Source organism: Moorena sp., from assembly GCF_982860115.1.
On record NZ_CEYLVT010000017.1, the window covers coordinates 23,139 to 49,576 of the forward strand.

The 26,438-nt window shown below is 43.7% G+C and carries 17 protein-coding genes; 3 read left to right on the forward strand and 14 right to left on the reverse strand.

Annotated features, from left to right (window positions below):
* Positions 1–8: 8 nt before the first annotated feature.
* A complete protein-coding gene (locus AC4II3_RS05225; RefSeq protein ID WP_488009170.1) occupies positions 9–2,273 on the reverse strand; it encodes a glycosyltransferase in 2,265 nt (754 codons plus the stop codon).
* 410 nt (positions 2,274–2,683) lie between these two features.
* Here AC4II3_RS05225 and AC4II3_RS05230 point away from each other — a divergent pair, with 410 nt between their 5' ends.
* Positions 2,684–3,193, forward strand: coding sequence for a DM13 domain-containing protein (locus AC4II3_RS05230; RefSeq protein ID WP_424103203.1), 510 nt, complete (start codon positions 2,684–2,686; stop codon positions 3,191–3,193).
* A 43-nt stretch (positions 3,194–3,236) separates the two neighbouring features.
* Here AC4II3_RS05230 and AC4II3_RS05235 read toward each other — a convergent pair whose 3' ends face one another.
* The 10 genes from AC4II3_RS05235 to AC4II3_RS05280 form a co-directional block, all read right to left on the reverse strand.
* Entirely contained in the window at positions 3,237–4,451 is a 1,215-nt protein-coding gene (locus AC4II3_RS05235; RefSeq protein WP_488009173.1) for a bifunctional sterol desaturase/short chain dehydrogenase, read from the reverse strand.
* Positions 4,452–4,703: 252 nt separating this feature from the next.
* Positions 4,704–5,453, reverse strand: a complete 750-nt coding sequence (locus tag AC4II3_RS05240; RefSeq protein WP_488008040.1) for an ABC transporter ATP-binding protein — start codon at positions 5,451–5,453, stop codon at positions 4,704–4,706.
* A gap of 351 nt (positions 5,454–5,804) precedes the next feature.
* A complete protein-coding gene (locus AC4II3_RS05245; protein WP_488008038.1) occupies positions 5,805–6,002 on the reverse strand; it encodes a hypothetical protein in 198 nt (65 codons plus the stop codon).
* Positions 6,003–6,168: 166 nt separating this feature from the next.
* Positions 6,169–6,693 carry a chemotaxis protein CheW gene (locus AC4II3_RS05250; RefSeq protein ID WP_488008036.1) on the reverse strand — a complete coding sequence of 175 codons (525 nt, stop codon included), beginning with the start codon at positions 6,691–6,693 and terminating at the stop codon, positions 6,169–6,171.
* A 299-nt stretch (positions 6,694–6,992) separates the two neighbouring features.
* Complete coding sequence (locus AC4II3_RS05255) at positions 6,993–10,784, reverse strand: hybrid sensor histidine kinase/response regulator (protein ID WP_488008034.1); 3,792 nt, start codon at positions 10,782–10,784, stop codon at positions 6,993–6,995.
* 88 nt (positions 10,785–10,872) lie between these two features.
* Positions 10,873–13,914: a methyl-accepting chemotaxis protein gene (locus tag AC4II3_RS05260; protein WP_488008032.1), complete on the reverse strand. Its 3,042-nt coding sequence runs from the start codon at positions 13,912–13,914 to the stop codon at positions 10,873–10,875.
* A gap of 218 nt (positions 13,915–14,132) precedes the next feature.
* Positions 14,133–17,186 (reverse strand): methyl-accepting chemotaxis protein, encoded by a 3,054-nt coding sequence (locus tag AC4II3_RS05265; protein ID WP_488008030.1) that lies wholly within the window; start codon positions 17,184–17,186, stop codon positions 14,133–14,135.
* A 131-nt stretch (positions 17,187–17,317) separates the two neighbouring features.
* Positions 17,318–17,863 (reverse strand): chemotaxis protein CheW, encoded by a 546-nt coding sequence (locus AC4II3_RS05270; protein ID WP_488008028.1) that lies wholly within the window; start codon positions 17,861–17,863, stop codon positions 17,318–17,320.
* A 29-nt stretch (positions 17,864–17,892) separates the two neighbouring features.
* The gene (locus AC4II3_RS05275) at positions 17,893–18,258 is read right to left on the reverse strand and encodes a response regulator transcription factor (RefSeq protein ID WP_070393290.1); all 366 of its coding nucleotides are present in this window, start codon (positions 18,256–18,258) and stop codon (positions 17,893–17,895) included.
* Positions 18,259–18,359: 101 nt separating this feature from the next.
* Positions 18,360–19,562, reverse strand: coding sequence for a response regulator (locus AC4II3_RS05280; RefSeq protein WP_488008026.1), 1,203 nt, complete (start codon positions 19,560–19,562; stop codon positions 18,360–18,362).
* A 5-nt stretch (positions 19,563–19,567) separates the two neighbouring features.
* Here AC4II3_RS05280 and AC4II3_RS05285 point away from each other — a divergent pair, with 5 nt between their 5' ends.
* Complete coding sequence (locus AC4II3_RS05285) at positions 19,568–19,720, forward strand: hypothetical protein (protein ID WP_488008024.1); 153 nt, start codon at positions 19,568–19,570, stop codon at positions 19,718–19,720.
* 530 nt (positions 19,721–20,250) lie between these two features.
* Positions 20,251–21,504 carry an FtsX-like permease family protein gene (locus tag AC4II3_RS05290; RefSeq protein WP_488008022.1) on the forward strand — a complete coding sequence of 418 codons (1,254 nt, stop codon included), beginning with the start codon at positions 20,251–20,253 and terminating at the stop codon, positions 21,502–21,504.
* A gap of 218 nt (positions 21,505–21,722) precedes the next feature.
* Here the strand turns inward: AC4II3_RS05290 and AC4II3_RS05295 are convergent, their stop codons facing one another.
* From AC4II3_RS05295 to ftsZ, 3 genes are all read right to left on the reverse strand, one after another.
* Complete coding sequence (locus AC4II3_RS05295) at positions 21,723–23,072, reverse strand: helix-turn-helix transcriptional regulator (RefSeq protein WP_488008020.1); 1,350 nt, start codon at positions 23,070–23,072, stop codon at positions 21,723–21,725.
* Between the two features lie 962 nt (positions 23,073–24,034).
* Positions 24,035–24,613, reverse strand: a complete 579-nt coding sequence (locus tag AC4II3_RS05300; protein WP_488008018.1) for a hypothetical protein — start codon at positions 24,611–24,613, stop codon at positions 24,035–24,037.
* 337 nt (positions 24,614–24,950) lie between these two features.
* A complete protein-coding gene (gene ftsZ / locus AC4II3_RS05305; RefSeq protein ID WP_488008016.1) occupies positions 24,951–26,222 on the reverse strand; it encodes a cell division protein FtsZ in 1,272 nt (423 codons plus the stop codon).
* Between the last annotated feature and the right edge of the window lie 216 nt (positions 26,223–26,438).

The following is a 26,438-nucleotide window of genomic DNA, read 5'->3' on the forward strand; positions in this document are numbered from 1 at the left end:
AGAGTTTCTCAACTCCTACCCTGGCGATCAAATAGTACTCGGGGTTTCAGCAACATCTTAAACAACAGTAAAAGCGATCGCATTTCTGATGGACTTTCCCGTCGCTGCCATCGACCCGGACGGCAAAAGAGCATCTCTACCAATGTGCGATGCTGTTGGAGAGTTAATGGGTCAAACATAATCCGTAGACTAGCTTCTTCACTACTGTTGTCAATTTCAGTAACTACTCCTGACAACTGTAGCTTTTCCTCGATCATCTCCAGTGTCACTGGCAACGCTTCAGTGGCAGTGTTTCCGGTATCGAATCGTAAATCAGCCACCTCGGTCAAAGCCACTTGAGCACCAACTTCTGAAATCTTGGTGGTCATACCCCAGACAGTGCGATTTGCGATCTCAAGCCGCACCACTCGGCGCAACTTGAACCACTGGTAAAGGTCCGGATTGGGGACATCCACTACAATCAATAAAGCAATACCCAACATGATCAGGTTATAGATACTCCAAATCCAACCTAGACTCAGACCTTGAATCATCTGAGCGTCAGTAGCTGATATCCCACTCCCCCAATACATCACAGAAGTACTCAAATTTTGCCATAAGCTCACTGCTGTCGCGATAAATAGGATAATCAAAGGCAATCCCAACTTCGAGTTAAACACAAAGCGATCGCTTTTTACGCCCTTAGGTGTTACCTTAAATCCTTTACCAAAAGGATTGAACATGACTTGTATCACTGTCAAGCTCATAGGAACACACCAAGGCAATGAGTAAATATCCGACAACAACCCTGACCGGGAACGGAGGTTTAACCAAGAAAAAACTGTGAGCTGTATCAGATAATAAGGTAGCAAGAAATACAACAATTCAGTAGCCGTTGCTTGTAAGGGAATCACCCCTAGAAAGGAATAAGCTAGGGGCATTAACAGGAATCCGAAGCGAGATAAACCGGTAAACCAATTTAGTAATCCATCTAAATGGGCTAGCCTTTGGATTGGTTTTAACCCCGGAATAGTGAGAGGATTAGCATCAATAAAAAATGCCTGTAATGTTCCTTGAGCCCACCGCAATCGTTGAGCTACATGGGCAGCAATATTTTCTGCGGCTAAACCAGCACTAAGTTTTTCATCTAAATAAATAACCTGGTAACCCATCGCTGCTATGCGAATACCAGTAAAGTAATCTTCAGTCAAAGAATCGGTTACAAAACCACCAGCTGCTTCTATAATATCACGTTTTACAACAAAGGAAGTTCCGGCACAAACCACACCGCCAGCACCATCCCTGATGGGCTGAAGTTGCCGATAAAATATCTCTTCTTCTGGCAGTAGCACATCTTCTAAACCTAAATTGTAGGCAATCGGATCAGGATTATAAAAGCTTTGAGGAGTTTGGACTAATCCCACATTACTTTTGTTAAAAAAGCCTACGGTGCGAGTCAGAAAATTTTTAGTTGGTACAAAATCTGCATCAAAGAATACAATCAAATCCCCTGATGTCTTTGGAATAGCATGGTTTAAGTTTCCTGCTTTGGCATAGGAATTATCTGGACGAGTGATATAGTTACACCCCAATTCAGCAGCTAGTTCTTTGACATTTTGACGTTTGGTATCATCTAATAAATAAACTTTTTTGTTGTCATAATCTATCCCTTGACAACCCATAATTGTTCGCTTTAGTATAAAACAAGGTTCATTATAGGTTGGGATTAAGATATCCACAGAAGGATTAAACCTTCCTGAAATGACATCTAATGATAACTGGGAAGCCTGAGCGCTACGGTTTTTGACCCTTAACATTAAAAATAGCTGGATAATACTGCTGGTTAGCAACAACATTTCCAGTAAAAATAATCCTAGGCTAAAGACACCATTAAGGGGATCCACTAAATTGAGGGTAGAGAAGATTCGCCAGAGCAGATATCTTACCAATAGTGCTAGCAAAATCCCCACCACTAGATTTCTAGACCAAGTTCGAGGACGGGGAGAGAGTTTCGTTACCCCCAAGACAACTACCATTAACATAACTGTTGGTAGCAATAAGTAGTAGTGCTGAGTCACCATTGGTGCTTCCAGCCACATCGGTGGGTTTCTTTGCCAGACATGCAGCTGATCAAATAGCTGTATAATCTGCCCCTGACCAGTCAACCAACCTAAAGCGATCGCACTGAAACTAGTAACTAGAATCAGGATCACGACCGTTGCGGCTCGTAACCTAAAAACTGGTTTGTTAGAAGAACACCTAGAGTTTGAGTAGCTCACTTTGGGAACTGTCATGTCTAAAAACAGGTATAGCGCTGTGGGCAGGGAATAGGTAATAGCAAATTAAAAAGCGTGCTAGTATTCTCAAGCTTGGTAGTATAAAGGTTATAGAATTATTTGCCCCTTGAATTGGGCAACACCATTACACCCATTGCTGTATCATAACTTGTTAGTTTAAACTCAAGCAAACACCTAAAATAGTATGGGAATAATCTAGATGATATTGATAAGAGATTAATCTAACCTGAGGCAAATATTAAAATTCACTTAACTTGCCGATTTCGATATATTTTAATGAATAAAATTTTTTCTGAGCTAGAGTTGAGAAGTATTCACTAAATTTTTTAACAAAAACTCAGGCTAATGCCACCGAAGACTAGACATAATAGCAAATAGAGTAATGTTTCCACGAGATAGATAATCTGATGAAACTTCACTATTTAGCCATCTTTGGTGCTACTGCCTTTTTAAGCGTAGGTTGTGTAGCAGGAGTACCTGGGAATCAGAGTACTGTTCAGGCAAAACCATCCACCTCTACCTCTACGACAACGAAGATTGATGTGTCCAGTGCTCCAGCTGCTAAACCAACTGCAACACTGGCACAGGCAACAAGTAGATCAGGAAATTTTGTAACAGCAGCCCACTCTACTCAAGGCATGGTAAGTTTAGTCACAGACAATGGACAACGTTACCTGAAGTTTGACGAAACCTTTAAGACCGACAATGGACCCGATTTAATGGTGCTGTTGCACCGCCAAACTGTCCCCAAATCCTACAGTAAGGAAAATTATGAAAGTCTTGGTCGTCTTCAGCAGGTCAGTGGCACTCAACGGTACCGTATCCCTGCTGATGTTAATCCAGAAGACTTTAGCTCTGTAGTCATTTGGTGCCGTAAATTCAACGTCACCTTTGGCTACGCCACCCTTAGTAATTAGTAGCACTAATTACTAACTAATAATTAAGGCAAGTTCCTAAGGACTAACGACTAAACAGCCTATAGTATAGGCTGACAAAAAATTCCTTGACTGGAAACGCTAAATAGGTTATGGGATTAATCGTCACAATGATGTTACGCACATCACGAGTGGCTAGATTAAGGATTTGCTGGGCTACCCAATCCCCTGACATGACCCCAAATGGATTGAGATTACTTTTAAATGGTCCGAGGATTACTTTACGTACCACACAAGGAGCATCTAGACGACGCAGGGTAACTAGGTCTCCTAGGGTACGTTTGCTCAGTTCATACAAAGGACTAAAGGCTGGATTAACTTCCGCTTCCGAAGTATTAACCCAAACTTCCTTGCGAGCAATATCTTGGTTCGTCCGAACCGTGGATAAAAACATCTCTAGCAACCGCCAACTTGATAATGTGTTGACCTCGTAGGATTTTGCGATCGCATCGGCTGTCCGTTCTTGATGAACATTGATGCCGTGATTGAGAATTAGAATATCCACATTTTCCAAATGTGGAGCTAGTTCAGACTCTTTACTCACTTGCCAAGTCAAAGTTTTTACTGGCAAGCTTTCACCATTGACATTTAACGTAACAGTTTGTTCTTGGGAGGTCAGAGCAATCACTTTTGCTCCCCGTTGCTGGAGATGGTACAACAGTGATTTTCCCAGAGTTCCCGATGCTCCCGTCACTGCAATAGTTTTTCCTTGGAGCGATAGTGCTGTCCCCATCAGTTTGTCTACTAAAGTGAATGTGCCGCCATAGTAAGCCTTTTGGTTATCAAAGTGATGTCGCCAATGGTAGCTGCGATTCACCATCCAAGGGGAAGGAGGATACAGGAATGGACCCGGAAGGTGGGTCATATCAGTCAACTTATCGGCTCCCTTGATGCCATAGCCACGAGCGATCGCACCCAATACAAATACCATAGTGTACACAGAACCCGCCAAAGCTGCCCAATGCAGATTTGGTGTCCAGGTAAAAGCCAACCACCATAGCACCAAGCCTAACATTAGCATGACCAAGGCTTCTGGTAAATCATTACGCCAGTGCGCCTGTCGATAAATGGTATCACTGACAGCAGTTAAATCCTGACGGAAGACCCGATGATGCCACACATGCAAGCGATATAGAGGTGTCCAGTGATGGGACAGGACGTGATAGAAGTCTCGCACCAGTTCTACCCACAGAATAGAACCCAGTCCCAAAACTCCTATACCTAGCCAGAAATCTACCATGAACATGATTATGATGCCTAGAGTGAACAGTAACTTGTTGTGTTGGCAAATTGCCCATTCACATCATAATTACGTAGGTACAAATAAAACTAAGATACTTACGGTGAACGGTTAACACTGGCCCATTACCGATCACCCCTCACCCCTCATCCTTGGCCAATAGGCCACGGGTGCGCGTTCAACTTTCAACCTTAAACCTTAAACCTTAAACCTTCAACCTTGGCCAATAGGCCACGGGTGCGCGTTCAACCATCAACCATCAACCTTCAACATTCCATCTTCCATATAAGACACTTGGTCAGCTACATCGATAATACGAGGATCGTGGGTTACCATCAGCACTGTGCAGCCTTTTTCCTTAGCCAGACGACGCAGCAACTCAATCACTGTATGACCACTGTGAGAGTCCAAGGCTGCCGTTGGCTCATCTGCCATAATTAGGGGTGGCTCTTTAGCTAAAGCCCGCGCGATCGCTACCCGTTGCTTCTGTCCCCCTGACAAGTCACTCGGTCTAAGATGTCCTTTCCCCTCTAAACCAACCTGCTCTAATAAGGTTTTTGCCTGCTGTCGAGCATTGACCCCATGAATTCCCTTAATGTTTAGCACAACTTCCACATTTTCTGCTGCTGTCAGTGCCGGAAATAGGTTGAAGTGTTGGAAAATAAAGCCAATGTGTTCCCGTCGAAACTCTGCCAGCTTAGTTCTAGACATACCGGTAATTTCTTGACCCAGTAAATAGACTTTTCCCAATGTCGGGGTCAGTAATCCCGCCAAGATTGACAAAAGGGTAGTCTTGCCAGAGCCAGACGGTCCCATTAAAAGTTGGATATCACCACGTTTGACTTCCCAGTCAATTCCTTTGAGGACTTGAACACGGTTTTGTCCTGACTGGAAGTCCATCTGCACCCCTTTAGCAAGAATGGAGCGTATACCATACTTAGGTAAATCTATAACTTTAGATACTTTAGAGCCGCCCTTAATCAGTTTTTTGGGAAACACCATATATTAAACTTTAGCAGCACCAGTTGACTAGACTCTTAGGTCGTACTGCTGGAAATTGACGACTCCCCATCGCTAAAGCTAGGGGATTTTGGCAGGTTGATCGGTGAACCGGCGAGCTAAACCCAATAGAAACGTTTTGTTTCACATCAGAGGGACTCGCCATAAGTCCTACTGCCAGAGATAACACTTACTATGCTACATCTTATCTCTAGATGGGTTTTGTCGGATACTTGTTCCGACTGCTTCTACTTCACCCTTATATTGCTAAGCATCGTAGATAAAAGCGTGGGTGGAAGCTACACCTGTGAACTACCATAGGCTGAGCTTACGCTACAGCAATCTATTCGGAACTCACAACCAACCGCCTAAATTTAGTTGCCCAAACCCAGGTCTTATATTCGTGCCCTCACCAGCAGTCCTAGTTTCTAAGACCGATGATTCTGCTTGGTTGTTTTTTTGCCAACGAAGCTTTTTGACTTGGTTATCGTCAAAGCGCGTTTTTGATGCTACCAACTTCTTAGCACAATTCCGAGAAAAAGGCTCTCCCATACAACGCTTACCAAGCACCGATAGAGCGCGGGACTTCCCCCCTAACCCTTAATTCTGGCAGATAGCTATTTTATATTCTAAAGTATAACAGAAATCTCAACCACTGGGACTATTCCCATCCCATAAAGCTAGGGGCAAAGATAGCTGATTGCTGATTGCTCAATGCTTAACCCCTTTTTGCGCTTTGAGAAACCCAAGGCAGCAATTGATTAACATCTAGCAAAAAGACTGTCAAAGATGTATTTTCTTGGGGAATCACCGCAACATGACTAGCAATTCCTAGGGTATCAGCTTGACGAAAAGACTCTGGTAGGGTACGAATAGCAGTCACAGAAACCTCTATCAAATTCGGTGTTTTGAGTACAGGGATCCCAAATCCTTCACCCATTTTATTTTGAGCAATCAGCAGGAAACGTGCTGGGTTAGAAGTGGTGATTTGGCTAGATTTAAATAACCGGCGATGCAAGTCGATAATAGGAATTTCCTGATCATCGATATGGGCAATGCCTATATCATTAAGTCCACTGCTATAAACAGTTGTGTAATTAATTACTTTGTTGACACACTCAATCGGAAAGGCGAAATTGATGCTGTGTATTCTAAATACAACTAATTTAAATAATGATTTAGTATTATGATTTTTTAAGGGATTAGTATAACTAAGCTTGGAGTCAATTAAGTTTTTTTTCATAATGTCGATTCATCGTGTAAAAAAAGTATAAATGATTAAAAATTACAAGTCTTATAATCAGGATTTTTCAGCAAGGTTAATTAAATATATTAACTCACTATACTAAGTTTGTAAAGTTAGGATTAAAAGTATAATGATGCACTATAATTCAAGGCTCTGGGTGCAAGTAACTGATTAGTACTGGAGACCCCTCAAGAAAGAAGCTAATTGCTTATTGCTTTGAGCTAAACGCTGATTAGGAATGGCTGATAGCACATCAAGTAGCACCATCTGTAGCGCATTAGCTTATAAATTAATACTTAAACTTCAGATTTACTTTGTTCAATAATGTTTTTTATTTTTCCAATAAAATCTTGTTCAATATAAGGTTTAGTAAAGTAAGCGTTAGCACCCAAATGCATTGCCAAACGCTGATGTTTTTCACTGCTACGGGAAGTAAGCATTGCTATAGGAATTTTTGATAACCGAGGGTCTTGGCGACGTTGACCAAGAAACTCAAAACCGTTCATATTCGGCATTTCAATATCACAAATTATCATCTGCACTTTGGAACTTTGCCGTAATTGTTCCAAGGCTTCGTGTCCATCCCGAGCCTGTAACACTCGGTAACCTGCTTTTTGCAAGCTCATAGCCAAGGTTCGTCGTAAACCTGTCGAATCATCCACAATTAAAATTGTGGGAACTGGAGCAGTTTTAGCAGGAGTTTGATTCCGGTTAACCGATGACTTTTTCTTAGTGGTAGCTTCGAGTATATGAGACAAGCTTCTCGGTTTAGTCTCTTCATGGCTTTGAGCTAAACATTGCTCTAACAGGGCGTTACCATCTATCACCGGAATTAAACTACCATCCCCCAAGATGGTACAACCATAGGTATAACTGGGAGCCGCAAGCACTTTGCCAAAGGGTTTAATCACTAGCTCTTGCTCTGTGATCACGCGATCGATTTCTAACGCAAAAGCCTGCTGGTCTCGACGCATTACTACCATAGGTAACGCCCAATCTTCAGGGGTCGGAACATAAACTAAAGCTTTGCTAGGAGTGCTTTCCCTGACTGGACAGTTATATTCCAAAAGATCAGACATGGTATAAGTGGGAACCATTTGTCCGCGCCAGAGCAAAAACCGTTTTGTCCCAGATTTTTGCATCTGATCCCCCTTAGGAACCACAATTTCTTCAATACTGTCTGACGGTAAAGCGATAACAATTGGACCGACTGTAGCAATTAGTAATTTAGCAATCGTTAGAGTTAACGGCAGCCGTAGGGTAAAGGTTGTACCCTTACCTGGGGATGAGGTGACAGAGATTTTACCTTTGAGAGCTCGAATTTGAGAGCGTACTACATCTAAACCTACTCCCCTACCAGACAGTTCACTGACTTTAGCTGCGGTGGAAAATCCTGGCTCAAAAATCATCTTTAACAGACGGGATGGGGGAGCTTTAGCAATTTGTTTGGCTGACAACAATCCCTTGGCCAATACTTGGTTACGAATGCGTTCAATATTGAGACCTTCACCGTCATCCTTGACTTGAATGATGGTTTGATTGCCTTTATGATAGGCCCGAATTTCAATTTGTCCTTGCTCTGATTTACCTCGTTTGCGCCGAATTTGAGGGGATTCAATGCCATGATCAAAAGCATTCCGGAGTAAATGTAGTAAGGGGTCATAAAGTTTTTCGAGCACTGCTCTATCCACCAAAACCCCTGTACCACTAAGCTTGAGTTTGGCTGGCTTGTGGTGTTGGGTAGAAAGATCCCGTAAAGCCCGAGGAAAGCGGTTGAGTACTTGACCCAGAGGCAACATTCGCGCCCACATCAGCTCGTCTCGTAGCTGAGAAAGCATTTGCCGCTGTTGTTCCAAGGTCTGATCAGACTGCTGGGCAAATAGGGTTATATCTCCCACGGCTTCTTTAAGCAGCATCATTTCTTCCTGTAGTCCTTGGATCAAAGAATGGACGTTGCTATAGCTATCCATTTCCAAGGAATCAAACAGGGGTTTGTTCAATGGGTCTAACTCACTATCTAGGCTCTTTTGGCCTGACCACGTTACCGATTGCTGGGGTGAATTTCTCTCACCGAGAGAATTCGTCCCTTGCTGGTTCAACTCATTCTGACTAAGGGAGGCAAAGCTAGAATTTGACACCATTGATCCAGCACTTGAGGCACTAGCTAGACTCTGATCAGATAATTCTTGTAATTGACTAACAATGGATTGACAAAGGTTAAATCTTTGGGTGAGTTCCCGCACTGCTGCTTGTAATTGTTCATTTTGCAGCCCAATACTATTGCGGTTGATCACCAGTTCCCCTACCTGATTGTTCATCCGTTCTAGTCGCTTTAAGTTAACCCGGACTGAACTCTCAGGGGAGATAGAGGTTGGACTTTGGCTGGGATGGTTTGACGGCTTAGGAGTAGCTTGATTAGATCGAGTAGGTTGATGCTGCTGGGATTTAGCCGATTGAGTGGGTGGGTTGATAGCTAATTCATTGGCTAAGAATGCGGCTGCTGGTAGGGTTGGTGATGATGGAACATCTGAAGCAGGCATATCCTGGAGCGGTGGCAGGCTTTCAAAGATTTTTTCAATCTTTTCCACTGCGGCTTCCAGGGTTTTTGGTACCTCTAGGGATGAGTTCTTCAGGGGAGCAGAAGCAGTGCTTGATGGATTTGGCGAATTCGCTACTGGTTTAGATTCTGGGGTAGGGTCAGCCTTAGAGTTACTCAGGTCTTGCTGGTCTTGCTCCGAGCGTCGGACAGTTTCTGGGGTCGAGGAAATGGTTTCCTCTGGGAAAGATGCTTCTGCTTCTTGGACTGGGTTAACTTGATCTTCTGAAGGCGTAGATTGATCAGATGGTAGGTCTTGACTGACTTGCCCCAAGTCACTAGTTGTGAGCTCAGCAAGAATGGGTGGGGTCAGAGTAACTTGCTCAGCTGGCAAGTTCACTTGGGGTTGCTGGGCAGTAGTTTCAGTTTCCTGGGCTAGAGCAACGTCTTCAAAGAGTAAGGTCTGTTGATCTTGGTTAAAGTTGTTAAAAATATCAGTAACATCAACTGAGTCGGTAACCTTCCAAGATGGTGGCTCAACAGTTGCTTGATCTAGGTCAGTTTCCTGATGGGCAACAGTGGGTGAGGTCTCGAAACTCTCTTCGACTAGTGGATTCAGTTGGGATGGTTGGGTAGCGGTTTGCTCGGATAAGGTAAAGTCTTCAAAGGCATTGCTTGCTTCGCCTAGGTTAAAGTCACTAAAGATATCTTCAAATTCAGAGGTGGTATTTAGACTATTTGTGATGTCATTAGCCTGAGTAGCAGGGGCTTCTGTTAAAGCCACTAGAGCAGTCGAGGGATTTCCCCCTTGAGTGCGATCGCCTGCTAGTACAGCAGCTCGTCCTGTGGTAAAATCAGCTAGGGCGAGTTCAATAATTTTCAAGACTTGGTGGGGATGTTGCTCTACTGCCGCTACAGCCGTTTGGGCAATCGCTCCAAATCCGGACAAGTTAAGTAACTCGGCAAAGCCAGCAAATACGTCTGCTTGTGCCTTTAATTCCCCCACGACCTCATAATTTTGGGGATTGGCTAAAACCGCAGCAAGACGTTCTAGTCCCTGAGCCACATCCACATCAAAAATGGAGGATACAATATCAATACCCAAATCACCGGAACTAGGAATGTAGTTATGAACCTGTGTCAGGGCATCACCAAGTCGTTCTTCAATCTGGGCATAAGTGGATTGAGCAGTGGCTAGGGCTTGCTCTGGGTCAAAATAGCCTTGCTCAATTTGCTGGATGAGGGGGTTCCGGAGGCAGTCATAAGCTTTGAGCAGCAAGCTTTCTAACTCAGTATCAAGTTGTACCTCGTCGCTGTAGAAAGCCTTGAAGATATCTTCGAGACGATGAGCCAAGGTTTTAATTGCCTCTAGCCCAACACTGGCAGCACCTCCCTTGATGGAGTGAGCGGCTCGCATTAAATCGTGGATCTTAGCCGTGGTTCGTTCTTGCTGGAGATTCAGTAAGCCTGTCTCGATCAGTTGCAACAGCTCTGGTGCCTCTTCGATAAAAAACTGATAGGCTTGGTCTTGGATCTCAGAGTGAGTTGCCATGGTTCTTCATTGGTCATTGGTCAAGAGAAAATTGGTCATTGGTCATTGGTCATTGGTCATTAACAACATACTAATAACTACAATGACACTAACTCACCTTGAACTTGCCCACACTATCTTGGAGTTGCTCAGCCACTGTTAGCAGTTGTTTGAACGAGTTAGATACTTGGCTGACTTCTGTGGAGGTTCTATTCGCGATCGCTGCTACGTCAGTCATAGTTTCAGTAACTGATTCGCTCGCTTGGGTTTGTTCAACAGCTGTGATGGCAATTGCTTTGACCAACTCATTGATCTTGACCGTTACGGCAGTAATTTGATTCAAACTCTGCCTGGTGTCATCCACCAGTTGAGTCCCAACTACCACTTGCTCAGTTCCCTCTTCCATAGCAGCTGCCACCTCATTGGTTTCCGCCTGAATGTCTGCTACCAGCTTTTCAATTTCCGCCGTTGCCTCTGCCGATTGATGGGCCAAGGCTCGTACTTCATCAGCAACTACCGCAAAGCCTCGACCGGCTTCCCCAGCACGAGCCGCCTCAATAGCGGCATTGAGGGCTAACATATTGGTTTGCTCAGCAAAGCCACTAATCAGGTTGACTACCTTAGAAATCTTTTGGGACGATTCCCCAAGACGTTTGACCTTCTTAGCCGTACTACCTACAGTTTCCCGAATCGCCATAAAACCTTCTACAGTACGGTTCATAGCAGCATCTCCGGCTTCTACCGTTTGAGCTGCTTGTTTGACTGCGGCTTCGGCTTCAGAGGCACTGACAGCCACAGAGCGAGTTGAGACTGTCATGTCATGAATTTTTTGTAAAGCATTAGCAATTTCCTCCGCCTGTCGTAAAGCTTCTGTGGATAGCTCTCGGATCGCTGCTTCATCTTGAGTAGTGGTGGTAGTGACTTGCTTGGTTGCCTGTTGGACTTGCAGTACAAGTTTTCGCAAGCTTTCGATGGTAGCATTGTAGGAATCGGCAATAGTTCCCAATTCATCGGCAGTCACGTGGGCTCGAATTGTGAGGTCTCCTTTACTAACTGGCTCTACTTCCATCAACAGTTCTAGAGCACGCTTTTGCAGATCCTCTTTGAGCTGGCGCTGTTCCTGAGCAAGATTTTCGGCTTCTTGGCGGGCTGCCTCCATTTGTTCTAAGGATGTGGCTCGCTCCATAACATTGCCCACCTGAACAGATAACTGCGTCAGGAAAATGATTTCAGACTCTTGCCACTGGTATGGAGCCGTACAATGATGAGCAATAAGTAAACCGTATAGTGTTTCTCCGTGGACAATTGGTGTCACTAAATTTGCTTTGATTTGCAATCGTTCCATCAACTTCTGGTGGTCACGATGGAAACCTGCTTCAAAGACATTATTGTTGGCAATGACACGTCCATGTTTGTAGTCATCAATCAGCTGCTTTGGAATACAAGCATCTTCAATTTTATTCTCAATCCTATCCTCAACCATATTTTCAACTGCTTTGGGCCAACCGGGTTGAACTGCCTCCAATTCAATGTAGCCACTACCATCAGGATTCAGGCGGTAGATAACTACCCGGTCGGCATTTAATTGATTGAGGGCTTTTTCCACCGCCTCTTGGAAGACAGCTTTGAGGTCGAGAGATTTGTCGATGGGGGTAGCAGCAAGGTTAATAATGACCTCTGTCCGATTTGCCTCTTGACTTACCACCTTTTCCTGACTGGTAACACTGTCAGCCATTTCATTAAACGTCCTCGCGAGCTTACCGATCTCATCGTTAGTGATCAGATTGCTTCGGACTTCACGTGACCCTTGAGCAAATTGCTCGGTTAAGTTTTGTAGGTGTTGGATCGGTTTAGCAATGCCTCGTCCTAGCACCATAGCTAGTAATATATCAGCAGTCACAGCCAAGATCACTACTACCAACTGTAACAGTAGGTTGTCGGTAAGCAGGAAGTTGAGTTGAGCTTCTGAGGTTCCCCGGAGCAAAAGTGCAACTGGCTTACCACTAAAATTATTTAGCGTCCTGGCAGCCATTGTATAGGTTTGACTCCCTATATTGATGCGTTTGGTAATCGGATTACCCTGAGCTGTTACCGCTTGATTCAGAAAAGCGGTATTGGGCAAGGAGACTTTCGGTTGAGCTTCTGCTAAATTGGTACTTTCACCCTGATCTAAGGCAGTTACCAAGACGAATTGACCATCGGCTTGACGTAGATATACCGCACTATAACCTCCCCCAAAAGACTTTAGGGTATCCTCGACGATAGGCAGCTTGCCATTGACAATATCCCCAGAAACGAGTACTCCTAAAACTGCTCCTGTGTCAGTGGCTCTAACCGGTGTCACGGTGTAGCGAATCAACAGATTGTTTTGCTGGAGAATCCCAGCAGGTAGGAAGGGAGACTCTTGAGCAACCTCAGACGAGCTGACCAGTTCACTGGTTTTAATTTGCTGAGGATTTTCCAGGACCTGACTCACTAAGTCATTGGGATCGAAAAACTCCCCAGTTCGATCAGCATTAGCATTGACAATAATTCGCCGATCCTTTCCCACCAACGTGGCATATTCAATCCGACGAGTCTGGATTTCTTGCTGGAGAATATCTTTCACTTGTTTGATCAATCTGGGGCTTAAGGGTTTGCCTTGAGCATAGGTTTCAACCGCTTGAATAATTGCGCTATTGTCAGATTGTCCCCGAAAACCAAACCCCATCTGATTAATTTTGATATTATAGATAATATCCATAACCGCCAATTCGGATTTGGCTTGGTTGATTAACTGAGCACGACCTCCTGTAACAATCAAAAAAGCCCCCACACCTGCTAAGCCAACCACGGAGATAAATTCTGAAGTGAACAAGGCTAAGACCTGCTTCCCTTGTATGGGCAGGTTATAAAACCATTTCAAAAATAAAGATGGAAGTCTTTGGCGTGCTGCAAGCTTTGACTGGATTAACTGAGATAGTGGTAGCAGTGATTTACCCAGTTTAGTTTTCAGTGTAGATTTTGACAGCTCCAAAGGTTGGTAGCTGCCATTATGACCATTTTCTGATAATTTATCTGATAAATTATCAGAAAATTTAATATCATAATTATCAATTTGGTGACCATTGTTATTTTTAAGGGAGTTATTCTGAGGAGGGATTTGAGTCATGGAATACGGCCAATTAATTAAAATAGGTAGTTTATCGTGGTGATAACGTCCATAGTTTGGACATTATTGCCACCATTGCCTAACTCGGGGTGACTGATAAATTTCAGGAGTTACAATCACAGAATTCCCTGTCAATATTGTTGAGAACACAGTTACTTTTAAAATTGCAATTAACAATTAAACATTAACAATTAAACATTAACAATTAACTAACAACACTAACTCACCTTGAACTTGCCTACACTATCTTGCAGTTGCTCGGCAACTGTAAGCAGTTGTTTAAACGAGTGGGATACCTGCAACGCTTCTATAGAGGTATGATTAGCGATCGCTGCCACATTAGTCATCGTCTGAGTCACTGAAACGCTTGTTTGAGTTTGCTCAACAGTTACGCTAGCGATCGCTTCGACCAACTCATTAATCTTGACCATTACTGCAGTGATTTGATTCAAACTCTGCCTGGTGTCATCCACGAGTTTTGTTCCTCCTACCACTTGTTCAGTACCAGCTTCCATGGCAGCTACCACCTCATTAGTTTCCATCTGGATTTGTGCCACAATTTTTTCAATTTCTGCCGTTGCTTCTGCTGATTGATGGGCTAAGGCTCGCACTTCATCAGCAACCACCGCAAAGCCTCGACCTTCTTCCCCAGCACGAGCTGCCTCAATAGAAGCATTTAACGCTAGCAAGTTAGTTTGAGCTGCAAAGTTACTAATCAGGTTAACTACTTTAGAAATCTTTTGGGAGGATTCCCCAAGGCGTTTGACCTTCTTGGCAGTGCTGCCTACAGTTTCCCGAATCGCCATAAAGCCTTCCACAGTGAGGTTCATAGCAGTATCCCCAGCTTCGACTGTCTGAGCCGCTTGTTTAACTGCAGCTTCAGCTTCAGAGGCTCTAGCAGCCACAGCTTGAGTTGAAGTGGTCATATCTTGAATTCGTTGTAAAGCTGCCGTAATTTCCTCCGACTGTCGCAAGGCTTCTGTGGATAGTTCTCGAATCGCTGCTTCATCTTGAGTAGTGGTGGTGCTAACTTCCTTTGTTGCCTGTTGGACTTGCACCACAAGTTTCCGCAAGCTTTCAATCGTAGCGTTGTAGGAATCAGCAACAGTTCCCAATTCATCGGCAGTCACACGGGCACGGATCGAGAGGTCTCCTTTACTAACTGGGTCTACTTCCATCAGCAATTCCAGTGCTCGTTTTTGGAGCTGCTCTTTAGCAGTCCGTTGCTCGGCTTCAGCAATTCTTTGCCGTTCCAAGAGGTTGATGCGGTCAAGGGTTATTCCTACTTGGTTAGCTACTTGGGTTAAGAAATCGATTTCCGAAGCTTGCCAGGTTCGAGGTTCACTGCATTGGTGAGCAATTAATAAGCCTAAGAGTTCCCCTTCAACCACAATCGGGGTAACTAAATTGGCTTTGACTGCAAAGGGTTCTAACTGTTTCAGGTAACACCGGGTCAGACCAGCTTCATAAATATTCGGTGTTGCCTTAACTCGACCTTGGATGTACTTATCAACGTAATTCTTTGCAAAGCAAGGGTCAGCAATTTCCGCACCGAGAGCCTGGGGCCAACCCGCAGCCACGGATTCAGCAATGACAGTACCTTTCCAATTGGGATCAAAGCGATAGACAACCACTCGATCTGTATCCAGCCCTTGTCGGCTTCCTTGGACTACCATATCCAGGATCTCTTGGAGGCTCAGGGCTTGAGTTAGCTGAATCGTAATATCTTTGAGTTCCTTAGCACGCTTAGCCTCAAGGCTTTGGTCTTGTACCAGAACTTTAATCCGGGCTACTAGGTTATTAAAGGTGTGAGCTAAGGTTTGGGTTTCTGCGGTACCACTTGGTTGAGCAATCGCATCTAAATTACCCCCAGCCACCTCCTTGGCTGTATCAGACAATTGACTTAGAGGAGCAGATAGGCGGCGGGATAAAAGCAGAACAACGATCAGAGTCACTGCTCCCAAGGCTAGGGCTATCAACAGAAACACTACAATTAACTCATTACCAGCGTTTTGCTGTTCTGATTTGTCCACGGAAGCAACGGATACCCAATCCGTGTGTGGGTTAGTGACAATGGTATAGAACTTATTTTTATAGAGGAAGTAAACAATTTTTACCTGGTTTCCCGTTTTATTTGTATAGGTCGAAAGTTTTGCTTCCTTTAGTGAATACTTAGCTTTGAACTGATTGAAGTCTTGCTTAGTATTAATAGTTAGCTGGGTCGGTGCCTTGACTAAAAACTTAGCAATTTCCCAAATCGCTTCACCCCCAATGATATCCTCCTCATCCAGACTACCTTCAGGGGTGAGGGTACTAATTACCATGCCTTGGCTACTGTCTACCAGCTGCACTTGTTGGGAACCCATCAATCCGATATGTTCTAGATAAGGGAACAGTTGCTCTAATTGATTCATGGGTAGCACAGCTTTAATCACCCCAAGAAATTCTCCTGATTGAGGATCCTTGATGGCCTGAGCTAGATCAAAACCAAAGATATTAGCTGAATCATCAAAGTCCAGTTCACTGACCCAACGCCCTCGACGCTTCGCTTGTTGCCACCAGTCTTCATCCCTTTGCACAAAGTCAGAGGTGAGATTACTATAAGCAATGTTGTACCCATAGCGGTCAGTGACAAATAATTCCCCTAGACCTACATCCTGGACGATTCTCTTTAAGTAACGATTGAGTTGTGGATTGGGTTGGAGGAGCTTTGTTTTTTGAAAACGTAATTCAATCTCCTGAATAGCCAGTTTCTGAAGTTCTTGCTGTTCTGCGGTTTTTCTACTAGCATGAGCTGCCTTGATGACTAAGGGATTACTAGCTAATAAGGTGGGTACGGTAAAGGTATCCTTAATCAGTTGGCTAGCTGCTTCACCAGCAATTAGAGCTTGTTCCTGCTGCTGTAATTTATTTCGGTCTTTCTCATGGTCGTGAACAATTCTGTAACTTACTAGGCTAGCCAGAGTCAGAGGAATCAATACCGTTGGCATAATCGTTGTCAACAACTGGCGGCTGAGAGTATTTTTATTCCTCTGATTTTTTTTTTGAGTTTTGACCACTTCCAGGAGCTGATCTCCTGCATTAATATCTTGGTCTGCCCAATGTTTAACCTCGGGTTCAGCTTCTGTTAACTCTTGAACAACCCGCAAGTTAACGTTAGAAAGAGTTGACTCAGGTAAGAGTGTATTTACCAGCGATTTTTTTGATTTTACCATTTCACTATTATTGGCATTTTCACCATTTAAACTCAAATTATTCGGTTCTTTTTTCATAATTAAACACTTAGTTTTTATTCCAGTTTTTTTTAGTAACGTTATAAGTAATTAACTAATCATCATCTCTAATGGTTGTGATGATTGATTATCGAATAATAGGTTCAGGTTACCGTCCCTGAAGAGTAGAATTAAAACTTGGTATCAAAAATTAGTTGGCCATCAAAAACTACTAGCAGTTCACCACCATGTTTCAGCCAATATCCCTGTAAAAACTTTGCCAATTCAGGATTCATACTTGATGATGGCAGAGGTTGAATCAAATCCGGATTGCACCATTCAATGTCCTCTACCCGGTTGACCACCAACCCTAGCATTTGGTTGTATTTTATGGACTTAGGATCATGAGACTGGATATGCAACACTAAGGAGGTGTAGTGTGATGTGTTTACCGGTTGCTGATGCCAAGGAGTTAATCCCACAATGTGTCCGAGATCGATCATCCAAAGAACTTCACCCCGCCAGTTGTAAACACCCATCACCCAAGGTGGCATATGGGCAATTGGAATAATTTGACCAACACCAATAGTCAGCACTTCAGTCAGCTGATTAATTGGCATTAAAGCTGTAGTATCAGGTACTAGATGAAACCGCAGAAACTGCTGTCTAATTTCATTGGCAGCAGTTTCTCTCGCTGATAATGGGAAAGCTGAAGCTGGGATAAACTTGGACACCATGATGATCTCTCTTTTTTTATATCTCAGATTTAGCCCTTGACCAGTTGTTTAATGATTTTTAGGAGTTCTGCGTGATCAACAGGCTTATACAGGTAAGCATCTGCTCCCTGCTTCAACGCCCAAAATTTATCCATTTCAGTATCTTTGGTGGAGCATATTATCACAGGAATTTGGCTTGTCTTAGCTTCATTTTTAAGGGTTCGACAAATTTCAAAACCACTGCGATCTGGAAGCACAACATCAAGGACAATCAAATCCAGCTGATTACTGCTAATTTTTTCTAGGGCTTCTGATCCATTATTTGCAGTTAATACATTAAACCCATTTTGCTTGAGATAACCTCTGAAGATTTCTAGATCTGTTAATGAATCTTCAACAATTAATGCGGTAACCATTTTTCTCCGATTTTTTAAATAACTATAAAATTATAAGCAGATAAGCAAGTGTTTAAAGGTATTTTTTTGTAAATACTCAAGTTTCGGCTATCTAGTCAATTCTAATTAACTTGTTTAAGATGTTTAATGATAACTTTCAATACCTCTTCAGGATTGATGGGTTTACTCATAAAATCTGAGGAGCCAACCATCTTAGCTCTCACACGGTCGATGATGCCGTCGTTACCGGTCAAAATTACGATCGGAGTATTGCGGAAAAAGGAGAGCCTACGCAATTGACCACAAATTTCATAACCATTAGCATTTGGCATGACCAGATCTAAAAATATCAACTCTGGCTTAGTAGCTAACAAAGTAGCGATCGCCCTAAGTGCATCATTAATAGCCACAAAGCGATAGCCTTCTGAGGTAAGAATTTTTTCCATGCTTTGGCAGATCAGGGGACTATCATCCACACATGCAATCAAAGGTTTCTGCTCAGGAACAGTTTTTACCGATGTTTCGTTCGGAGGTAGCGAAACTGGAGCAGGTAAATCCGGAATATCTATCAGTTCGACTAATCCTGATTGCAGGTGAGGCAGAATGGAGAGAGTAACTGCCCTAGCATCCCGTTTCATTAGTATGGCCAAGTCTCGTAGGGTATATTGTCCATTCAACAGCTTGGTCATAGTTTGATAAGCCTGAGGGGATGTTTTAACTCTCAGTTGCTCGGGCTGCCTGATTATTGGTGCCCGATTAGGGCAGCGGTCTGCTACACGAGCACTTTGCCAAGCTTCCCAAAGTTGATCAGCTTCATGGATGACTTGCTCTGCGTCAATCAAGACCAGTGGTTTAAAGAATGATGATGATGATGAATCTGGTTTGATTTGATAGGTGATCTGCATCCCTTGGGTAACATCAAAAAGTATTTCTACCATGACAGACTGAATCATTTTGATAGCTTGATCACGGGTAACCTTGTGCAGATCTACCCATAGGCATAGCAAATGATAGTCCCAACAGACATTGACATCTTCCCAATTGGTATTAGCTAGATCGTCTTGCAGTGATGAAAGCTGAGCAGATGTCTGAGGACAGTGAATGAGTAGGTTTCTACGCCACCGTCTGACTGGATGAGTTCCTCCGGTAGCGTACATCAGGCGACCCATATAAATGTGAAATATCCATTCTTGTTTACTAGGATCACTTAGAATGAGTTGACCGCTAAACCGAGGCTGCTTCAAAATTTCAAACAACCCAGCTTGTTTGACGGAAGTAAACTCTTTGATTGGAATTAGAGGATAATTTTGTTCTATCGCCATCATTGCCTTTGGTTTACCTGATTGCCGTTGTCAGCAAAACTCATTGTCCTAGTGTTGCCTATTACCGGATGGGATTTGCCAATTGGGAAGAGGCTCTCTTAACCATAGGCAAGAAAAAACACCGGGAACAGTTAAAGACTTTCACCGAGATGCACAAGTAAAATATGATTGATCAGGTAACTGCTAGCTCAATGCTACAGAATTTTATAAGGTTGAGGTATCCGTGAGTTTACACAAATTACACGACAGAGACTATGGGGTATTTACGCATTGACGAAAGTTTTTGATTATTTATGACCTTCTATGCCAGAAAACTACTGAAATGTATCACTTTTACCACTGAGCCATGTTGCCATCTTGGCAGGGATTTACAAAAATTTACTGGCTCGTTAGTGTTAGTTAATTAAAAGTCTATGAGCTACACTGCCTTTATGAGGTTGACTGTAAGCATTCACCAAGGATGCGCTACGACTATAAAACCCTTGCCCTATTCAGTGAAGGACGCGCTTTTTCAATCAAAAGAGTCAGCCCATAGAGTCAGCCCATAGACTAGTTTTCGTGGCTGACGCTTGGGATCAGGCCTTCTTCGTACCAAGGTTGGAAGAAATAACAATTACCAAAAACCCACACCTTACAATTTCTAAGCTCTCGGACGTGATATTACTTAAAAGTTCTCTCGGCATCATCTTCTATGGTCTCTATTGCTCGCAAAAACCTCTGGGCAGACATCCCTCGCTTTCTGGTCGCTCAAGCAGGAATTATGTTTGCCGTTAGCCTAGTCACAATCCAAACTGGTCTGCTCAACGGGTTCACTCGCTCTACAGTTCTTCTGATCGAGGGGTCGGAGGCAGATATATGGGTAAGTTCTGAGCGAATGGTTCAGTTTGAGCTAACCGAGCCACTTTTAAAGAATCAGCTGGATCAGGCTCAACGAGTCAAAGGTGTAGAGCGAGCAGAAGCACTACTGATGGGGTCAGGTCGATGGCGTCCTCTTAAGGGAGATACCAGTCCTGTTAAGTTGATTGGATTTGACCTAGGGGGAACACTGTTCCAACCCGGAAAAATCACTCGGGGTAGACTGAAGACCCTTAAGGAGCCTTACACGGTTATGGTGGATCAAAGCAGATTACCGACGCTCAATGTGACAGATATCGGTGATACTGCTACGGTTAACTTCTTGCCTGCTCGATTGGTCGGCCTAACCACAGAGAGTCAATCCCTTGTCGCTAGCCCATTCTTATTTGCTTCCTTAGAAAATGCCAATACCTATATCAACACAAGCTATACCTCTAAGCTTAACTGCACTGTAGAATCTTCAGATAATTTGCAGTGTACCACTATTTACGAAAAGTCAAAGTCTTTGAATAAGTCTGATGAGTCGGAGATTCCTGAACCTACACCTTTGACCTTGACAGACCCCATTACCTATATCATGGTAAAGGCTAAACTAGGGCAGGATCTTGAGCAACTCAAACAGAATTTAGAAGCTGCTTTACCCGGGACTAGTGCTTATACAAAGGTTGAAATGGCACGCAGGACCCGAAATTACTGGCAGGTGCGAACAGGTCTTGGTTTTGTATTGGGTCTAGGTGCTGCTGTGGGAGTGATTGTTGGCATGGTAGTTGTCACTCAGATTCTCTACGCCTCAGTTTCTGACCATATCAAAGAGTTTGGTACCCTAAAAGCGATGGGCGCACCGGATCGGTTTATTTATAGTGTTATTGTCGAACAAGCATTGTGGATGGCTGTTCTTGGTTATGTGCCTGGTATGCTGCTTTGCTGGGGGTTGAGTGTGTGGGTTAAATCAAAAGGAATTATCCTTTTGATCACGCCAGTATCTGCAACAGGTGTTTTTGGCATAACTGTGGTAATGTGTGTAACTTCGGGTTTGTTCGCTATCCAAAAGGTGACTCGTATTGATCCAGCTATTGTATTTAAAGCCTAGAAACCCTTTTGAGTCATATCATGTTCAATTTCATACTTATCATTCTTGGTTGTTTCTGAATTGTTAATTGTTATTAATTGTCAATTGTTAATTGACCGTAGACCATTAACAATTTATAATTGACGACAATACGAATTGATTAACTGGAATCGATATCACCAAGTTATAAAATTTAACTATTAATAGTTAAAAAAAATTAGTAAACCGGTATCTTCTGACTATTCTCGCTCAGCAATTAATTGGTTAGTAACTTCCATGACTGCAGGAGGCAAGGTGAACCCGCCTTCAGATTTTTCCACTAGGGATCGCTGTCTCAAGGAGGCTAGAGCCCTGAGTAATTCCTGAGGCGATATCTCCAGTAATTCATCCTGTAATTGAGTTAGGATTACAGGTTCTTTGTGACTAGCCATGGTATATATAATTTTATGTTCCAAATCTGATAACCGATCTAAGATTTCTTCGATAAAGTCACTAACGTCATGGGTAAATAGGGTAGTTGCCAAAAAATCGGTCACACTGCCATCAAAAACTTCTTTTATGGTTATGGCAACAAGTTTTAACATCAAGGGATTGCCACGATACCCCTTAATTAAATAGTTCCAGTTTTTCTGCCCAGACAATCCTTTTTCCTGCAAAATATACTGAGCGGCTTCCCCTAAACCTTCAAGTTTTAAGGAACGCACAGGTGAAGTCTCTCCTTCTTGTAACGAAATTTCGCTGAGTTTCTCCTGACTGGTAATCAACAAACAGCTTTCATGGGGTTCTTCTCCCCAGCGTCTGATGAATTCACCATAGCCTTCATACCCTTCTCGGTAGATGCCGGCAAGTGTACCAATCTGTAGAATAGATTCGGCACCGTTGAGGACTATCAAACAACGGTGTTGACGGCAGTACTCAATTAGTTGGGAGATAAGCTCCTTGGCAGTTTTAGAACTAGGGAGTGGGTTTAACCCTCCTGCTGTTTCATATCCTACAGTTTCTAGGGGCCTAGATAAAGATTGGAACAGTGCTGCTAGGATATCTTCTAACCGGGGTGCCTGACGTAAGGAACGCCATACGACATACTTGAACTGATCCTGAATTTGTTTAGCCAGCTTCACTGACAAGGTGGTTTTACCAATCCCTGCCATACCCTGTAGTGCCACCAATCGGCAACGATCCTTAACAATCCATGTTTCTAACTGGCGTAGTTCTTCAGTGCGACCATAGAAAACAGAAACATCTGGTGCCTCACCCCAATCCATCTGCTTGGGATTTGAGGATTGGACAGTAGAGATAGGGGTATAGCTTCTGCAGTTAGAGGAGATATCCTGGGTTTCTAGATGAGTCTGATAGCGATTGACCAGCAGCTGTTGCAGTTTGGTTAGCTTTACAGGCCCTGTCCCCGATATCGGAAACTTTTTGTAGACCTCGCTGAGTCTTTTGCGCACTGCATGTTCACTAATGTCAAGGGTTTTTGCGATCGCGTTTGTCGATTGACCCTCCATCGCCAAAGCCACAACCTCCAGCTCGGCTTTAGATACACCGTGTTCATTTGCGATCGCTTTTAGAAAGTCATAGGGAATCACAGTTGCACGCTCATACTCATAGAAACCTGATAGTTCATTGTAAATCCTCTTTCTGAGAACTGCTTGCCATTTTGGTCATTGATATGAGTTTTACCTTGTTGTTGTGTCCCGATCAATTCAAACCCATCTCTAGCAGAAACACTTTGTCAAACCCCTATCGTTGATGGATTTGCTGCCGGTTCGTGTTTCTTAAATCCATTCTTGATGCAAAGGGCGAGTGAGGGTTTCCCCCAAGACCACCCTGGCTCCCCTGTTCCCTTGCTGAATCCCTAACAGATGTAAGTCTGTTCGTGAAGATCTTCCTAAGAAACTATGGCTACCGATATCAATGTTGTTTTAGTACATTGCAGTGCGACCCAAGGGCGCGAGGGATTGCTCACGCCCTTGGAGGCGCGCACCGTGATTTTTTCTGGAGTGTACCCTGATCTCGAACTCAGGTGAAGAGAGCACTCACAACCAATCTAGACCATGCCTTGCTGTGTAGGACCAGTTCTACTTCCCATTAAATACTCACTCTGCTAAAATTCATTGTTATGAGTTAGACATAAGAATGAATGTTAACCTGAGTTCAACCTGACGCTGAAAGCCTTAATCTACCCTAGTTGCCCAAATCTTCTATCCGTTACTCGTTCATGGAGCGATCGCTAATCTCGAACTCAGGTTGAGCAGGTGTTTTGTTGCCCTTCACCACTGACTAATGACTGTGGAGTTGATCTGAGTAAACAAATTCGGATATCAGCCAATTTTATCGGCACAATTGACCTTGGCAAGCTTTATACACTTGGCCATTAACTGCTAAAAACTGATTTACCTTGGCAGTAATGATGGTAATTTTCTAGTTAATGGTGCAATGCGGAAGCGAAAATAGCGGTAAATACAGCCGAGGTTTAGTAAAAGCTTAGATTAGGCGGATGAATCTCGAAGAACCCGCCATTAATCGATTAATCAAGCAGCACAATGGTTCAACGATTACTATCTAGTATCGGTTTCACCACTAAAAAGCCAGCACCAAATGCGCTCAAGACAATTCCCAAGATGGCTATAACCAACACCCAGCCATTGACATATGAGACTGCTTCTGATTGGGAACTTCGCAGGGAGCGATTGTCTTGTTGTTCAATCACTAAAGTTTCTCTATAGGAAGATGAAGGGGTTTGAGGTTTCCTCTGAGGTGGGGAAAATTCACCCCCTGGGATAGTTGTAGCGGTGCGCTGGGATGGAATTGGTGGAGCTTGACGGGGTTCCGGCGGCTTTACTGGCTGAGCTCGATTGACTTCAGCTGGACTCACTGGTTCTAAGGAATTGATCACCTGCTGTAGATGCAGAGCTGAATTAATAACTTTTTTAACTTCCTGTCGCAGCTGCTGGTGTTGTTTAACTAAATGCTGGTTTTGAGAATGGAGAGAGTCCAACATCGCCTGTGTTGCTTGCAACTCAGCTGCTAGTTCCCGGTATACAGAAATTGGTACTGACGGACAGTATGTATTCGATTTGTTTGCCGATGTTGAACTAGGGTAACGATCGCTACTGGATTTGGGCATAGGGGGGTTGGTTCGGTGATTAGAAGTCATAAGTATAGCTAAACTTCATTCAAGGCAAGAATAGTTGAAATTTTAATCTGTGGGCAGCCCTTGTTGGCTCAAAGCTAGGGAGATAGTCAACAAAAACTCCCGCTGCATAGTCTGGTTGATTCACCCTATTGATAGTGATAACCGAAAAAAGTTTCCCATGGGTTCAGACAATGGAGCAATGTCTAGGAAATTTTTCACGCTTAGTAGTAAAACCAGCAATTACCAAGGGAAGCGACAACAGTCTTGCCTTGGCTATAGGTTGCGAAAGCTTTACTTCAATGCCATCTGGATTTGTGCCAGTTTTTTTCTACTCCTTTGGTCCTCTGGGAAAACGACGCCGTTGCAGGAATTCTGGAATATCTAATCCTGGTCTACTCTTAGGCTCAACCTTGGGAGTAGGGGGCATCGGTGTAGGAGCAATTGGTCGCCGATTCAGGGGAGTTTCCACGGATTTAGGTGCAGACTGGGCTTCTCCGGTAAATCCCGTAGCAATCACAGTAATTCTAATTTCACCCTGGAGCTTATCATCAATTACTGCTCCAAAGATGATATTGGCATTGGGGTCAACCACTTCATAAACCGTTTCTGCTGCTGAATTCACTTCATGGAGGGTCAGATCACTGCCACCAGTAATATTTAAAACTACCCCTCTAGCCCCTTCAATAGAAGACTCCAGCAGAGGAGAAGAAATGGCGGCTACTGCTGCCTCTCTAGCTCGGGATTTTCCAGAACCCATCCCGATGCCCATCAGAGCCGAACCAGCATCTGCCATCACCGCTCGTACATCGGCAAAATCCACATTTACCAAGCCAGGAATAGTAATAATATCAGAGATCCCTTGCACCCCCTGACGCAGGATATCATCAGCTACTTTAAATGCTTCTTGAACAGGAGTCTGTTCTGAAATCACTGACAAGAGTTTATTATTGGGAATAACAATTAGGGTATCGACTCGACTCCCCAGAGCGGCAATTCCTTCCTCGGCTTGGGAAGTACGACGGCGTCCTTCAAAGGTAAATGGACGAGTGACCACTCCCACGGTTAAAGCACCCATCTCTTTAGCAACTTCTGCTACAATCGGGGCAGCTCCTGTGCCAGTGCCACCCCCCATTCCAGCAGTAATGAAAACCAGGTCAGTGTCTTCTAGAGCCTGAGCAATTTCCTCCCGGGATTCTTCAGCGGCTTTTTGACCAATGGCTGGGTTACCTCCTGCTCCCAACCCTCGGGTCAACTTCTGCCCCATTTGTAAGCGCTGGGGTGCTGCTGATTGGGCTAGTGCTTGAGCATCTGTGTTAATTGACCAGAACTCTACTCCACTGACATCACTGGCAATCATGCGGTTAACTGCGTTACCACCACCCCCGCCAACACCAATGACCTTGATTTTTGCAACGCTACCTGGCACGATATTGTCACTCCTAGTTTCTTCCCTGGGTATGCGATTAGAATCATAAGTTTGACCGAATTGTAATACAGAGTTACTAAAAGGATGTGTATTGTCAGATCCTAATGAAAGATCTGCTTCTGCGATGATTTTAGAACTTTGAGCAGCAAGCCCTAGTTTACTATTAAGCGTCATTGCAAGAGGTGAGGGTAAGTGTTTATCTTTATCTTTATAAGTTATATGTAGCAGTCTGAGTTAACTATAGAGTAAGTTGATTGAAAAACCAAAGACCCTGGCAAAGGCTGGCTCTATACCCGATAACTGACCTCAAACAAAACATAGGTTGCTGGAAATATCACCTCGGTTTAACTGTCAGAGTAGGGATTTACACCTGTCTGACCTTCAACGCTT

Excerpts from the sequence above, each read along its gene's own strand:
- AC4II3_RS05280 (WP_488008026.1), bottom strand. The coding sequence starts at position 19,562 with ATGATGGCGATAGAACAAAATTATCCTCTAATTCCAATCAAAGAGTTT.
- AC4II3_RS05275 (WP_070393290.1), bottom strand. The coding sequence starts at position 18,258 with ATGGTTACCGCATTAATTGTTGAAGATTCATTAACAGATCTAGAAATC.
- AC4II3_RS05250 (WP_488008036.1), bottom strand. The coding sequence starts at position 6,693 with ATGAAAAAAAACTTAATTGACTCCAAGCTTAGTTATACTAATCCCTTA.
- AC4II3_RS05255 (WP_488008034.1), bottom strand. The coding sequence starts at position 10,784 with ATGGCAACTCACTCTGAGATCCAAGACCAAGCCTATCAGTTTTTTATC.
- ftsZ (WP_488008016.1), bottom strand. The coding sequence starts at position 26,222 with ATGACGCTTAATAGTAAACTAGGGCTTGCTGCTCAAAGTTCTAAAATC.
- AC4II3_RS05225 (WP_488009170.1), bottom strand. The coding sequence starts at position 2,273 with ATGACAGTTCCCAAAGTGAGCTACTCAAACTCTAGGTGTTCTTCTAAC.
- AC4II3_RS05260 (WP_488008032.1), bottom strand. The coding sequence starts at position 13,914 with ATGACTCAAATCCCTCCTCAGAATAACTCCCTTAAAAATAACAATGGT.
- AC4II3_RS05300 (WP_488008018.1), bottom strand. The coding sequence starts at position 24,613 with ATGCCCAAATCCAGTAGCGATCGTTACCCTAGTTCAACATCGGCAAAC.
- AC4II3_RS05270 (WP_488008028.1), bottom strand. The coding sequence starts at position 17,863 with ATGGTGTCCAAGTTTATCCCAGCTTCAGCTTTCCCATTATCAGCGAGA.
- AC4II3_RS05230 (WP_424103203.1), top strand. The coding sequence starts at position 2,684 with ATGAAACTTCACTATTTAGCCATCTTTGGTGCTACTGCCTTTTTAAGC.
- AC4II3_RS05235 (WP_488009173.1), bottom strand. The coding sequence starts at position 4,451 with ATGGTAGATTTCTGGCTAGGTATAGGAGTTTTGGGACTGGGTTCTATT.
- AC4II3_RS05265 (WP_488008030.1), bottom strand. The coding sequence starts at position 17,186 with ATGAAAAAAGAACCGAATAATTTGAGTTTAAATGGTGAAAATGCCAAT.
- AC4II3_RS05290 (WP_488008022.1), top strand. The coding sequence starts at position 20,251 with ATGGTCTCTATTGCTCGCAAAAACCTCTGGGCAGACATCCCTCGCTTT.
- AC4II3_RS05240 (WP_488008040.1), bottom strand. The coding sequence starts at position 5,453 with ATGGTGTTTCCCAAAAAACTGATTAAGGGCGGCTCTAAAGTATCTAAA.
- AC4II3_RS05245 (WP_488008038.1), bottom strand. The coding sequence starts at position 6,002 with ATGGGAGAGCCTTTTTCTCGGAATTGTGCTAAGAAGTTGGTAGCATCA.